The organism is Rickettsia asiatica (assembly GCF_007989425.1).
Classification (GTDB): Bacteria; Pseudomonadota; Alphaproteobacteria; order Rickettsiales; family Rickettsiaceae; genus Rickettsia; species Rickettsia helvetica.
In genome coordinates this window covers 504,788-517,628 of sequence record NZ_AP019563.1, presented here as the reverse complement: position 1 = coordinate 517,628, position 12,841 = coordinate 504,788, and the positions used below count along the sequence as shown (strand labels likewise).

The following is a 12,841-nucleotide window of genomic DNA, read 5'->3' as shown; positions in this document are numbered from 1 at the left end:
TAGTAAAACATAATCAGGATGCCAGCTTGCCTTTATGCATTAGTGTTTAGTTTTTCTTTTCCGGCTAGACATTTTACTAAATTATTAACGGCTTGTTGTTCTTCCGTGCTATTAATTTTCATAAAATTTCTTGAAACTTCAATGCACATACGTTGATGTTGAGTATGTACGGGCTGCGGTTTATTAGCTTCTTCTAAACCTTCAAAGAAATAATCAATATTCCTATCTAAAGCTTCTGCGATTAGTACTAGCCTTCCTACAGAAATTCTATTAATTGCTTTTTCGTATTTTTGTAATTGTTGATGAGTAACATCAATTACTTCAGCAAGTTGTTGACGAGACAACCCCTTAGCGAGTCTTAAAGAATAAATTTTCTTGCCGATAAAACTATCGATTTTTTGTATAATATCGTTTTTTCTACCCATTATCTTCTCCTTGGTTACTAATTATATCTATATTTAAAAATTTTCTTTGAACAAAAATGATATTATCCTATATTATTATAAAACATGTGGTTATTAATAATTTTATACTATATCCAATTATAAGTAGAAATAATACCATAAATTAATATTATAAGCAACTATAAAATAACATTTTTTAAGTTTTTTGTAATCATTTGGTAAATAATTATTAAAGAAAATTATTTCTTATCAAATAAAAATATCATAAGAACTTTAAAATTATTTTAAAGTTAAAATATGAATATTTTATGTTTTAAAAACTTATTTACTGAAGCATAAATTACAATTTATAAAAATATAAAATTAATGCAAGGGAAAATTTCATTTCTATATTAATATTTCAAATCAAGGATAAAGTATAGTTTCATTTTAATTATAAATTAATTATTTACAGCAAACTTATTTAAGATTAAATATAAAATTAATAATAATAACTTAGCTTTTATAATGAGAAAAATTTTTAATTGTCTTTACGTAGCCTTATTTAGAACAATAGAAGATGATGGCGTTGAACATTCGGGATATATGTCATTCATGATACTTTTATCTATTTTCCCTTTCCTAGTATTCTTATTAGCTTTAACAAGCTTTTTAGGAGCTTCAGAACTTGGTCAAAATTTTATACAAATTTTTCTAGAGAGTCTTCCGGAACAAGCAACAGAATCAATAGAAAAGAGAATACGAGAATTACTAAGTGCTCCTCCTCAAAGTTTAATGAATCTTGCCATAGTAGGCAGTATTTGGACTGCTTCTTCTTTTGTAGAATGTTTAAGGACTATTTTAAATCGTGTATATCAAATAAAATCTCCCCCCCCTTATATAAGAAGAAGATTACTTAGTATTATACAGTTTCTTATAATTAGTGCCTTGATTATCTTTACTATGTTTCTTTTAGTGGTGATTCCAATATTATTTACAAAAATTCCGATAATATTAGAGACCATTGAAAAATATAAGATCATTTTAAATTTTATAAGATATTCTTTAATTTTAATTTTATTATTTTTAGGTGCCTCGTCTTTGTATTATATATTACCTAATGTAACACTAAATTTTGTTGATGTATTTCCAGGGGCTTTATTAACTGTGATATTATGGATAATAAGCGGCTATTTGCTTTCAACTTATATAGTCTACTATAATCAATTAAATCTAATGTATGGTTCTCTTGGTAGTATAATAGTTACATTAATATTCTTCTATATTATAAATATGATATTTATCTATGGTGCGGAATTTAATTATCTAATGAAAAATTATGAAAATATAGAGTGAAGTGCGGCTTAAAGCACTTCATAAAGTATTTAGTTTTACAAAAATAAAATAATTAATTGAAATAATTTTGGCAGTTTTATATTTAAAACTTTATATCAATCTTTATTTTAGTTGTAAAAAAACAATTATTTTTTAGTTTTTAGGTTTTGTGAACAAAATACAAATTATTTAAAAAACTCCGGTTTAAATAACATAAAGCTATCCTGAGATGATGTAGGTAATGGAATTAAATTATATTGCAGATCGAAAGCGTTCCCGTAAATTTTTTCTATTTTTTGGAGCGAACTTGGAGATTTTAAAGCCAATAATATTGATTTTAAAATAGTAAAAATTGCTATATACGGATCGGTTTCAGGGGAAGATAAGCGATGTTCTAAACGTTTGGGAAAAGAATTTGGAATTCGTACGGCTACGCTTCTATTATTTCCACCGTACGATATATGCGTAGGAGCCATAAATTTTTTATTTATCCGTGAATAATCTAGAGTAGTCGGCATAAAAGCGAGTAGGGTGTCTAACATATAGTGACATAGCCCTTGTGCTGCTAAAATTATATAATAATCATTGAACTCAGAATTAAAATTAATATGAAAATGCATACTATTACCATAATCATCCAAAAACGGCTTAGGAGAAAAATCTATATAACCGTTTAACTGCTGTGCCATTTTTTTTAAAATAGTTTTAACCTCTAATATATTTTTTATATATTGTATTAAGTTTACAGAAGGAGGGAGATCTATTTCAAATTGGTTATTGCCTTTTTCTTTTTTTATTTTAGAAATTTTAAATCTAGCTAAGTATTTTCTTGAAAGTATTTCAAATTTAGCTATATCAATATTGTGACTTAAATAAAACTCTATTTCTACGCCGATAATAGGGATTAGGTTATAGTCTTGATGAAATTGTGCTATTATTTTTTCCAGCTGTTTATTTTTTTGTAAACGACCGGATAAAGTATTAATAAAACTATTATAATTATTATAGGGCATTTTCATGGAAGGATTAATAAATGGATCAGTTTATTATAAAATTTTTGATAAAACATTCAATAATTCTAGTCATAGATATATAAAAAAAAATAACTCTATAAATGAAACAGAAATAGTTGAAAACAAAAAATCTATTACTACTTATTTTAAAGCACAAGATATTTTAATTTTAAACCAAGTACATGGCAATCAAATTGTTAATGCTGATGAGTCCATAATTGCCGTACCTGAGGCAGATGGAAGCATTACAACTAAGAAAAATTTAGTATTAGCGGTACAATCGGCAGATTGTGTACCGGTACTACTTGCAAGCGGCGACGGTAAAATAATCGGAGCGGCACATGCAGGTTGGAAAGGAAGTATACATAATATTATTAGTAATATAGTTACTAAAATGACAGAAAAAGGAGCAAAGAATTTAATAGCAGTGATAGGTCCTGCTATAGCTCAAAGTTCATATGAAGTTGATGATGAATATTATAAAGCTTTCTTAAGTAAGGATATTAACAATAAACAGTTTTTTATAAACTCGATAAAAGAAAATCATTATATGTTTGATTTACCGGCTTTTGTAGAGTTAAAACTTAAAGAAGCAGGCGTTAAAGATATAAAAAATATTGGTGAAGATACTTACACAAATCCGTTAAAATATCCAAGCAAAAGACGCTCATATCATTTGCAAGAACCTTATAATCAGAATATATTATCAGCTATCGTAATTAAATAATGGCATTGCTAAATAAATATTGATGGTTTGAAAAAGCTACGTCATTGCGAGGAGGCGTTGTTGCATGGATCAATTCCATCCCTGTCATCCCGTGACTTGATCGCGAGATCCAGTTTAAAATACTAACATTATTAGTATTTTAAGTTGTTTTCTGGATACCGTGGTCAAGCCACAGTATGACACCCAGTGCGTTTTTCGATCCACGCAACAATGCCCGCTCGCAATGACGATATCAATATTTATTTAGCAATGCCAAAATAACTCTTCATTTATCCGGAGTATATTAATGAATCAAGAGAAACCTTACTATCAAATAGTTTATGCACCTAACGATATTTTTAAAAAACAAGCAGAATATATAGACATTGTTGATGATAATATTCGTACTATTGTCGATAAAATGCTTCAGACTTTACATATAGAAAGGGCAGTGGGGCTAGGTGCTAATATGGTAGGAATATTAAAGCGTATAGCAGTAGTTGACCTCCATGAAAATAATAAATCATCGCCTATAGTTTTTATTAATCCGGAAATAACTTATTTTTCGGAAGAAAAACAAACTTTTATTGAGCGTTCTTTATCGTTTCCAGGCATTGAAGCATCTATTACACGATCAAAAGCAATCACGGTAAAGTATCTTGATTATAACGGTAATAAACAAGAACTAGAAGCGGAAGGCTTTCTAGCAACCGTGATTCAACATGAAATAGATTACTTAAACGGCAAAACTTTCTTAGATCATTTATCAAAACTTAAGCATGATACACTCCTTAAAAAGATGCTAAAGCATATAAAACTCCATCCTCCACATATTCACAGTAGCAGTTGTAGGCATTAAAGTTTTTGACATTTGAATTTAAAATATGTTATAACTGACTAGTTAATTATATGAAAAACACAATTACAGCCTTTGATGCTAAAACCCATTTTTCTAAATTATTAGACTGAGCTAGTAAAGGTGAAGAAATTGTAATTACTAAAAGAGGAAAAGCTGCTGCAAAAATTGTTCCTATTAATTCTCATAATAATGTAGAGATTGCAAATATAGCAGCTCTCAGACTTCGGAAACTTGCAAAAGAAATTAATTTACAACCATCGGATCTAGAAGTATGGCTAAATTACAGGAATGAGGGTAAGAAGTAAAGAAGATGGTCTCTTTTATTTTAGATTCTTCAGTAGCTTTATCCTGGCTTATGCTTGTGATGAAGTAGCAAATTTAGGAATATTAGATAAAACGGTAAAAGAAGGAGCAATCGTCCCTTCTATTTGGAGACTTGAGATTGGAAGTGTATTACTATGTGCAGAGCGTGCAAAACATCTTACTCCAAATCAATGCCATCAAGCAATTTATACTTTAAAGGATATTTACATCAAAATTGATCAAATAACACTGGAACATATATGGTTTGAGACAATGGATTTAGCCGTACAATATGGATTAACACTTTATGATGCTAGAGCTATTTAGAGCTAGCATTACGCTGTGGGGGTTACCAATAGCAACACTTGATAAATTCTTAAAACAAGCAAGTAAAGCCACTTGGGGTTGTGGTGTTGTGATCACATCTTCACAAGTCGCAGCCAAGCTTCCCAGTCGCGTTTGCCTAAATCTTCTTCAAACGATAATAAGTCTTTTACCGTTTGCTTACATATTTCTATGGAAGGGATTATAAGTTCTTGTTCTTTTGTGGAATTTAGCAGACATTGTGTTTTACAAGCTTGTTCTAAATGGTAAGTATAAAACATAGCTTCATGAATAGTTTTTCCGCAGGTAATAGCACCATGATTACGAAGTAACATCACGTAATTTTGCTTAAGGTCATTAACAAGTCTAGTGCTTTGCTTGTCAGCATCTAGCACTAGAGAATTATAATCATGATATGATATTCTATCGTAAAAATGTAATGCCCACTGGCTGATCGGTAAAAGCCCGTATTTTAAAGCAGAAACCGCAATAGCTGCGGGAGTATGATAATGAAAAATAGCAGAAATATCAGGGCGTGCTTTGTAAATACTACCATGAATAAAGTAACCGGTTTTATTATATTGATATTCCTCCCCTTCTAAAATTTTTCCGTCTAAACTAACTTTTAAAAGATTCTCCATAGTTACTTCTTCAAACCTTAGTCCAAAAGGATAAATATAGTAAAAATTGGCATTTTTAGGTCTTGCGGATAGATGCGTATAGGTATGATCATCCAGCGATAAATACGCCATTATTCGGTAAGCGGCAGCTAAATTATATTTTATATCCATTATTGTTAAAATCTATATTGGTTTTATGTCATTCCCACGTGGCATTATTGCGTGGATTCCAAATCATCATTGTGAGCAGTCGTAGACTGCGTGGCAATCCATAAAAAATAATACAAAAATGTTAAATTAACATTTTTTTACTGGATTGCTTCATCAATTGCTACGCAATTTCCTCACAATGACGGATAAACCGAGCCATGCAATAAAGCCTACAGTCGCTCGCAATGACGTAAGAGTATTCAAGCCATCAATATTGAATACCCAAAAAAGGAGCATATACCGCTTCTTCCTTTGTTTCTATCATCGCTTCTTTAGGAGTTTTTATACATTCTTGTAAATATTTTTTCCCTAAATATGGTACTATATTATAATTTAATATATAACATTGTAAATTATCTTTCTTACCGCTAAAGTTAAATTCAATTTTATTTCCTTGCTTCAATAGCTTTTTAATCTCTGTTGTTTGCTGGATAAAATTCTTTTGTTCTAAGTTTAAGTGTTTGATTCTTAGTATATTTTTTACTACAGAAAACGTAGAAACAGCAAGAAGCAGAAGGAATATAAATAACTCTTTATTACTTTGCTTAATAGACCTCTTCGGAAACTCTACTTCTAGGGGTAATTTGTACGTCGATCCAGTACTCGAATCCTCACGTACGTTTGTGTACGCTGCGGTGCTGTGTTCCGTGTCTCCTTCAAATTCCTCCCTAAACCCTCGTTTCTGAAGAGGTCTATTTAAGAAAATACTATTTTTAACATATGCAGCTGCAATCATTCCGATACCGATAATATAACATCCAAGGTATCTAAGTAATGATGCTCCTCTAATTGCCTCCTCATAGCTAAAGTTAAAGAAATATAAATATAATCGCCACAAGGCAAAAATTATAAAACAAGCAAACGTACTTATCAGAAAAAATTTATATTCTTTCAGCAAATCCGGTTTATATTTACGAATTCCGTACCATGCAGCTATACAAATAGTATACACAACTAAACTTCCTTCTTTTACTAAGAATAACAAGAGAAATTTACCGTAATTTAGTAATAATAACCTATGCTGTTCATTAAAATTTTCAGCAATATATACTAAATTACTAAAACTATGTTCGCCTCTGTCAAAAAAATCATGAGTATTTTTGAAATAATGCATCCAAATAAAATTATATAAAATCGGTAAGGTAAGTAGAATTAGATATGTAATATAATCGCTTGATTTTTTAGGTTTTTTATAAAAAATTGTATAATGAGCTATAAGAATTACCGAAGCAAAACTTGCAAACCATGTTCCAATTTCTCGGAAAGAGGCAAGCAATATCGTGATAGGTAAAATAAGCAATAATGCTTTCTTCTTGTCTTCCTCAAGGATATAAATTGCAACAATAGCTCCGAACATTAAGCCGATAGTACTATCGTTATATATAGAGCGAATTCCGGTCGTATATAATACTACACTGCAAAGTATTAGTGAAAACAACACACCGGTTTGCCACAATTTCTTATTTGCGGCTAAAGGAGCTAGAAATGCTAAATGTAATAAGAAATGTGCAAATAATACGTTACCATCTGAATAACCTGAAAGTGAAAGCATGAAGTAATGATAAACGGCGGCTCCTCTTGGATAATGTGCATGAGTAGTAATAATGGAGGTTAACGAAGACTGATTCTCAAAAACACCGAAATATAGCAATTCTTTAGTAAATATCCCCCAATGTGAGAAATCATCATAAGCATGCAGCGATGCATCTCTTGTATAAAGAAAAAACAAAAGAATCAATAAAGTAAATACGATGATTTCAATTATATTTTTTCTAGATTCCTGCTTTCGAAAGAATGACATAAAGGGCAGGAATGACGTAAAGGGTAAGGATGACATGAAGCACAGAAATGACACGAAAGCTAAAAATATACCGATGAAATAACTTACATATGTTGCAGCCAATAATAGCTTTAACATAGCAAAACAATATAAAATCGGTACTAATATGCTGATTGTTACTGGAATAGCGAAAGTCAATTTTGTTTTGAAATATTTGGCAAAAAAAGACGAAAAGCCAAAAATGCTTAATATCGGTATTATGATCATATATTTTTAAAAATAATAAATTTAGGTATTCTATCCAACAAATATAAAAATGTAAACCTTGCAATTTCTTAAGAAAAAGATTATAATGCCTAATTTTTTAATAATCTATTAGTTAATTTGAGTAAATATATGGGGAAGAAAAGTAAAAGCAAACAAAATCAGAATAATAATTTTTCTATTGAGGTTAACGAAAGATTTAGAAAAGAAACGGCAGATTATTTAATTAAAAAACGTAAAGATGCGATAATAACTCCTGCATTATAAGATACAAATTTAGAAGTTTTAAAAGCACTTCTTGAGAAAAAGGAAGGAATAAAATTAAGTGAGGAGGAGGCAGTAAGTCACTTTAAACTTTTAATAGGAATAAATGATAGGGCAGATATTCTTAAATATTTTATAGAAGAATTAAAATTAAATTTTAAATCAATAATAAACAATGAAAATGGAGATAGTATTTTACATTTTGCAGTAACATTTGGAGCTAAAAAATGTTTAGAATATCTTTTAGGTATAGGAAAATATAATATAAATACTACAAATGGTAGTGATGCTACACCTTTAACATATGCATGTTTTTATGAAGATATTATAAATTTATTAGTTCAAAAGGGTGCTAAAATAGATCAACAAACTATAGAGGTTTTTACACGTTCTTCATATTCTTATGATGAAGGGAAAGAAGTTATTGAATCTTTTTATAAAAAAAACGGTAATAACTCATCTAATAAAAACTATACGCTTTTTAAAGCCTAAAAAGATTATAAGGATATAAAACTTACAATTTTAAATAATTCTTCTAGAGATAAAGATAATTCTCCATCATTGCGTGAGCTATGTAAGCTACTAGCAGGAGTGGAAAAAAGATAAATATAGTTATTACAAGCTTATATTATGTAAGAAATATTCATTACTTCCACAAGTAATTACAGAACAAAAAAAATAATTAACGATAAAATAGTTCAATTAAAGTCAACAGAAAATGCTAAAGTAAAGGAAAATATTTTAGTAGATATATCCGATGGATTGTATGTACTAAGAAATATTTATAAGATTTTTACATTTTCAGGTCACGAAAACTTAAAGGATTATATATTAGAAATCGCGGAACAACATTTTGGGGATTCATCTAAATTATTAGCTATTTATTCAGATTTAATGGGTGCTTCCGCAAATAGAGGTGATATTTTTGAAACTAAGGATTATATAAAAAAATTGAACAAAATTTTCATTTATTAGAAAAACAAACAACTAATAATATGGAAAAAGGCTTATATCATAATTTGGGAAAAGTGTATAATTTAATCGATAAAAATAAAGCACTTTTATATTTAAATAAAGTAGAAGCACTCACTACCAATGATGAAGAAATAGTAAAAGATAAATATAATATTTATCTAGGTTTTAAAAACTTTCAAGCTGCTATTGATGAAGCAAGAAAAATATATGATCAAGACTATACGGATCTTTTAATTATTAAAGCTCTTCGAGAATCAGGGGAACAAGTATCTGATATACTAAAAAAATATAATTTTAACGATAGATTTTCTTTTAAAAAATTAGCTGATAATTTTGAAAAAACCTACAATATTATGAAATACTAATAAAAAAACATTTAAGCAATAATAAACGCAGGAGATCATGCTTCTCTTACTCAACTTGATCAAAAATTAGTTCAAAAATATTTCAAATATAAAAAAGAAAAAATACAAAAACAACAAGTACAAAAATTACTTGGAACTAAAAAGTCAATTTCATGGCATATTGGTGATAGAAAAGATTTTACAACAGAGTCAGAAGAAGTTATCAAGGTTAAGAAAAATTGGTATGCAGTAATTGATTCTAAACTAACACTTGAAAAGGTAACATTTGATATATTTACTCAAGCTTTAAAAAAAGGAGTTGTTCATAGAAGCGAAGGTGAAAACGGAGTAAAATTCCTTGATGATAAAATAGAATTAAAAATTGAGCAAGATAGCAGGTTATATCCTAGTATAGTATATCGAAACGGCGATAAACATCTAATTATATTTGATAAAAAGGGTAATCATAATGCTATTAAAGATGCTAGTAAATATACAATAACAGAGGTAGGTGATTCTAGCGATCTTATAGGTGAGTCATCAACATTTGAAACGCCGGTTTAATCGGGGAATGTCATTCCTACGGGGTTCAGTTTTTTCGAGATTGCTATTATTTCATGAGATTGCCACGCAGCCTATGGCTGCTCGCAACGATGGCTCGGTATCCACACAATAAAGCCCACTTGCAATGACGATATTATCACCCGTGTTTAATTTTAGCTTGTGCTGCGGCGATCCTTGCTATAGGGATACGGTATGGAGAACATGATACATAGTGTAAATTCATTCTATGAAAAAATTCTATAGAGGCAGGGTTTCCTGCATGTTCTCCGCAAGCACCTAACTTTAAATTAGCATTACTGCTTTTTCCTCGTTTTATAGCAATTTCAATTAATTCTCCTACACCTTCTTCATCTAGAGTAGTAAATGGATCGGATTCAAAAATCTTTTCTTCTAAATAATATGGAAGAAAGGAGGCAATATCATCTCTAGAAATTCCGTATGTAGTCTGAGTTAAATCATTAGTACCAAAACTAAAATAGTCAACCTCCTGAGCTATTTTCTTACTGCTGAGTGCTGCCCTTGGTAGTTCTATCATAGTACCAAGTGTAAAGGAAAACTTATATCTATAACGTTGCTCTAATTCCTCTATTACCTCATAAATATCCATTTTAAGCTTTTTTATTTCACCTACATTGCTAATTAAAGGAATCATTAGTTCTAAGTTACATTCTATATGTTCTTTTTTATGTAGCTCAAAAATAGCTGTAAAAATTGCTTCAATTTGCATTTGATAAATTTCCGGCGAACATATACCAAGTCTACATCCACGGTGACCGAGCATAGGATTTACTTCATGCATAGCATGAAGACGTTGATTAATCATGGATAAAGGTAGATTTAAGCTATTTGCCAAATTCTTTTTATCTTCTTCGGTGGTAGGTAAAAACTCATGCAACGGCGGATCAAGTAATCTAATATTTACCGGTTTATCTTTCATTACTCTGAATAAAGCTTTAAAATCCTCAGTTTGCAGAGGTAATAATTTCTGCGCGACAAGCTTTCTCCGCTCTATATCAGGAGCAATAATCATTTCCCTTACTAAAGGAATTTTATTTTTATCAAAAAACATATGTTCGCTACGACACAAACCTATACCTTGAGCTCCAAACTTTATAGATACTAAAGCATCATTAACCGTTTCGGCATTTGCACGAACTTTTAAGCTGCTAATTTCATCTGCCCAATCTAAAATTAATTTTGATTCCTCACTGAAAGTAGGTTGAATTAAAGGCATTTCACCTAAGAAGATTTTACCGCTACCTCCGTCAATCGTTATAATATCACCTTGTTTAATCACTATGTCGTCTGCTGTTAGTATTTGCTTTTTCTCATCTATAGATAAATTACTTGTGCCGCAAACACAAGGCTTCCCTATACCTCTTGCTATAACTGCGGCATGTGAAGTCATTCCCCCTCTAATAGTTAAAATACCTGAAGAAACATGCATTCCGTTAATATCCTCGGGACTGGTATCATGGCGTACTAAAATTACTTTATGATGATGAGATAATTTTTCGGCATCATAAGGTGAAAATACTGCAATACCTGTTGCAGCCCCAGGAGAAGCAGGTAGCCCCTCGGCAATAGAAGTAAGCCCTTTACTGTAATCAATTCTTGTATGTAATAATTGATTTAACGATTCCGGATCAATTCGCATTAAGGCTTGTTCTTTAGAAATAAGCTTTTCTTCCACCATGTGTACGGCAATATTAATAGCAGCAATGGCTGTTCTTTTTGCGGTACGTGTTTGCAAGATATATAGCTTATTATTTTCTATAGTGAATTCTATATCCTGCATATCTAAGTAATGTTCTTCAAGCTTTTTCGCAATTTGTGATAACTCCTTAAACACTTCCGGCATCATTGCTTGCATAGAATTTGAATCATTTGCAATAATAGGCATAGGTGTTCTAGTTCCCGATACTATGTCTTCACCTTGAGCATTTATTAAAAACTCTCCAAAGAGCTTTTTTTCTCCTGTAGAAGGTGATCTAGTAAAAGCAACTCCCGTAGCCGAAGTTTTACCTAAATTACCGAAAACCATTGCTTGGATATTAATAGCCGTACCGAAATCCTCCGAAATATTATTGATTTTTCTATATATAATCGCTCTATTACTCATCCAAGAATGTAGCACCGCTTTAATTGCCGATTCTAACTGTTCATAAGGATCATTAATTAGTTGCTTAGTATACTTAATATGCAATCGTTTGAAATCATCAATAATTTTTTCTAATAATTCTACGGTAACGTCGTTATCTTTATAAATATCAGCTTGAATCTTATGTTTTTCATAAATTTGTTCAAATAGATCACTAGGTATAGATAATACCGTTGAGCCGTACATTTCTAAAAATCTTTTGTAACTATCAAGAGCAAATCGTTTATCACCGCACGAATCAGCAAGAGCATTACACACTTCGTTATTCATTCCGAGATTAAGGATAGTATCCATCATTCCAGGCATTGAAACCGTAGAACCCGAACGCACCGATAATAACAAAGGATTGCTTGTACTGCCGAAAATTTTACCGGTAGTTATTTCAAGTTCGGTGATAGCTTTTTTTAAGTCACTTTGAAAATTTTTAGGAAAGTTATTATTGTGGGTATAAAAGTAATTACATAGCTCCGTAGTTATTGTAAAACCATCAGGAATAGGTAGTTTTAGGTTAGACATTTCGGCAAGACCGGCACCTTTATTACCAAGTATATTTTTCATGCTAGCGTTTCCATCACTACCATTACTGCCAAAATAATAAATTAATTTTTTCATATCATATATCAAAATTTGCTAACAATTTATGTGTTTAGGAGCATTAAATACATATTTATACAGTATGAAAAAAATAGTAGCAACGTTAAATTAAGAATATCTTTAATAAAATAGTTGAAATTTT

13 protein-coding genes and 2 pseudogenes are annotated in these 12,841 nt (G+C 30.3%); 9 read left to right on the top strand and 6 right to left on the bottom strand.

What is annotated here, in order from left to right; all coding sequences use genetic code 11:
• Positions 1-32: 32 nt before the first annotated feature.
• Positions 33-425 carry a helix-turn-helix domain-containing protein gene (locus RAS_RS02990; protein ID WP_010423013.1) on the bottom strand — a complete coding sequence of 131 codons (393 nt, stop codon included), beginning with the start codon at positions 423-425 and terminating at the stop codon, positions 33-35.
• Between the two features lie 486 nt (positions 426-911).
• Here RAS_RS02990 and RAS_RS02985 point away from each other — a divergent pair, with 486 nt between their 5' ends.
• The gene (locus RAS_RS02985) at positions 912-1,739 is read left to right on the top strand and encodes a YihY/virulence factor BrkB family protein (protein ID WP_010423012.1); all 828 of its coding nucleotides are present in this window, start codon (positions 912-914) and stop codon (positions 1,737-1,739) included.
• A 164-nt stretch (positions 1,740-1,903) separates the two neighbouring features.
• Here RAS_RS02985 and RAS_RS02980 read toward each other — a convergent pair whose 3' ends face one another.
• Complete coding sequence (locus tag RAS_RS02980) at positions 1,904-2,737, bottom strand: type I glutamate--ammonia ligase (RefSeq protein WP_147142185.1); 834 nt, start codon at positions 2,735-2,737, stop codon at positions 1,904-1,906.
• Here RAS_RS02980 and pgeF point away from each other — a divergent pair.
• Positions 2,736-3,458: a peptidoglycan editing factor PgeF gene (pgeF, locus tag RAS_RS02975; RefSeq protein WP_147142182.1), complete on the top strand. Its 723-nt coding sequence runs from the start codon at positions 2,736-2,738 to the stop codon at positions 3,456-3,458. The two genes, RAS_RS02980 and pgeF, sit on opposite strands and share 2 nt — an antisense overlap.
• A 52-nt stretch (positions 3,459-3,510) precedes the next feature.
• Here the strand turns inward: pgeF and RAS_RS11295 are convergent.
• Positions 3,511-3,666, bottom strand: a pseudogene (locus tag RAS_RS11295) (MFS transporter); the annotation flags it as partial.
• Between the two features lie 78 nt (positions 3,667-3,744).
• Here RAS_RS11295 and def point away from each other — a divergent pair.
• The 3 genes and pseudogenes from def (at position 3,745) to RAS_RS02955 (ending at position 4,926) form a co-directional block, all read left to right on the top strand.
• The gene (gene def, locus RAS_RS02965; RefSeq protein ID WP_147142179.1) at positions 3,745-4,296 is read left to right on the top strand and encodes a peptide deformylase; all 552 of its coding nucleotides are present in this window, start codon (positions 3,745-3,747) and stop codon (positions 4,294-4,296) included.
• A gap of 50 nt (positions 4,297-4,346) precedes the next feature.
• Positions 4,347-4,601, top strand: a pseudogene (locus tag RAS_RS10705) (type II toxin-antitoxin system Phd/YefM family antitoxin).
• Complete coding sequence (locus RAS_RS02955) at positions 4,585-4,926, top strand: type II toxin-antitoxin system VapC family toxin (protein ID WP_232049315.1); 342 nt, start codon at positions 4,585-4,587, stop codon at positions 4,924-4,926. Before RAS_RS10705 ends, RAS_RS02955 begins: the two are co-directional and overlap by 17 nt.
• Before the next feature lie 92 nt (positions 4,927-5,018).
• Here the strand turns inward: RAS_RS02955 and RAS_RS02950 are convergent, their stop codons facing one another.
• Together RAS_RS02950 and RAS_RS02945 are read right to left on the bottom strand one after the other, a co-directional pair.
• Positions 5,019-5,714 carry a class II aldolase/adducin family protein gene (locus RAS_RS02950; protein ID WP_010422995.1) on the bottom strand — a complete coding sequence of 232 codons (696 nt, stop codon included), beginning with the start codon at positions 5,712-5,714 and terminating at the stop codon, positions 5,019-5,021.
• A 247-nt stretch (positions 5,715-5,961) separates the two neighbouring features.
• The gene (locus RAS_RS02945) at positions 5,962-7,554 is read right to left on the bottom strand and encodes a palindromic element RPE1 domain-containing protein (RefSeq protein WP_147142177.1); all 1,593 of its coding nucleotides are present in this window, start codon (positions 7,552-7,554) and stop codon (positions 5,962-5,964) included.
• 145 nt (positions 7,555-7,699) lie between these two features.
• On the opposite strand from RAS_RS02945, the gene RAS_RS10700 reads away from it, so the two are divergent.
• From RAS_RS10700 to RAS_RS02930, 4 genes are all read left to right on the top strand, one after another.
• Positions 7,700-7,810, top strand: a complete 111-nt coding sequence (locus RAS_RS10700) for a pyruvate phosphate dikinase (protein WP_147142174.1) — start codon at positions 7,700-7,702, stop codon at positions 7,808-7,810.
• Between the two features lie 119 nt (positions 7,811-7,929).
• Positions 7,930-8,064: a hypothetical protein gene (locus tag RAS_RS10465; RefSeq protein ID WP_269473014.1), complete on the top strand. Its 135-nt coding sequence runs from the start codon at positions 7,930-7,932 to the stop codon at positions 8,062-8,064.
• Positions 8,065-8,112: 48 nt separating this feature from the next.
• Positions 8,113-8,553: an ankyrin repeat domain-containing protein gene (locus RAS_RS11005; RefSeq protein WP_147143980.1), complete on the top strand. Its 441-nt coding sequence runs from the start codon at positions 8,113-8,115 to the stop codon at positions 8,551-8,553.
• Positions 8,554-9,056: 503 nt separating this feature from the next.
• Positions 9,057-9,401, top strand: coding sequence for a hypothetical protein (locus RAS_RS02930; RefSeq protein WP_147142171.1), 345 nt, complete (start codon positions 9,057-9,059; stop codon positions 9,399-9,401).
• 679 nt (positions 9,402-10,080) lie between these two features.
• Here RAS_RS02930 and ppdK read toward each other — a convergent pair.
• A complete protein-coding gene (ppdK, locus tag RAS_RS02925; protein WP_147142168.1) occupies positions 10,081-12,717 on the bottom strand; it encodes a pyruvate, phosphate dikinase in 2,637 nt (878 codons plus the stop codon).
• Between the last annotated feature and the right edge of the window lie 124 nt (positions 12,718-12,841).

Bases quoted from the DNA above. Each gene is read 5' to 3' on its own strand.
- pgeF (WP_147142182.1), top strand. From the start codon at position 2,736: ATGGAAGGATTAATAAATGGATCAGTTTATTATAAAATTTTTGATAAA.
- ppdK (WP_147142168.1), bottom strand. From the start codon at position 12,717: ATGAAAAAATTAATTTATTATTTTGGCAGTAATGGTAGTGATGGAAAC.
- RAS_RS02945 (WP_147142177.1), bottom strand. From the start codon at position 7,554: ATGTCATTCTTTCGAAAGCAGGAATCTAGAAAAAATATAATTGAAATC.
- RAS_RS02930 (WP_147142171.1), top strand. From the start codon at position 9,057: ATGGAAAAAGGCTTATATCATAATTTGGGAAAAGTGTATAATTTAATC.
- RAS_RS10465 (WP_269473014.1), top strand. From the start codon at position 7,930: ATGGGGAAGAAAAGTAAAAGCAAACAAAATCAGAATAATAATTTTTCT.
- RAS_RS02955 (WP_232049315.1), top strand. From the start codon at position 4,585: ATGAGGGTAAGAAGTAAAGAAGATGGTCTCTTTTATTTTAGATTCTTC.
- RAS_RS02950 (WP_010422995.1), bottom strand. From the start codon at position 5,714: ATGGATATAAAATATAATTTAGCTGCCGCTTACCGAATAATGGCGTAT.
- def (WP_147142179.1), top strand. From the start codon at position 3,745: ATGAATCAAGAGAAACCTTACTATCAAATAGTTTATGCACCTAACGAT.
- RAS_RS02985 (WP_010423012.1), top strand. From the start codon at position 912: ATGAGAAAAATTTTTAATTGTCTTTACGTAGCCTTATTTAGAACAATA.
- RAS_RS02980 (WP_147142185.1), bottom strand. From the start codon at position 2,737: ATGAAAATGCCCTATAATAATTATAATAGTTTTATTAATACTTTATCC.
- RAS_RS02990 (WP_010423013.1), bottom strand. From the start codon at position 425: ATGGGTAGAAAAAACGATATTATACAAAAAATCGATAGTTTTATCGGC.
- RAS_RS10700 (WP_147142174.1), top strand. From the start codon at position 7,700: ATGCTGATTGTTACTGGAATAGCGAAAGTCAATTTTGTTTTGAAATAT.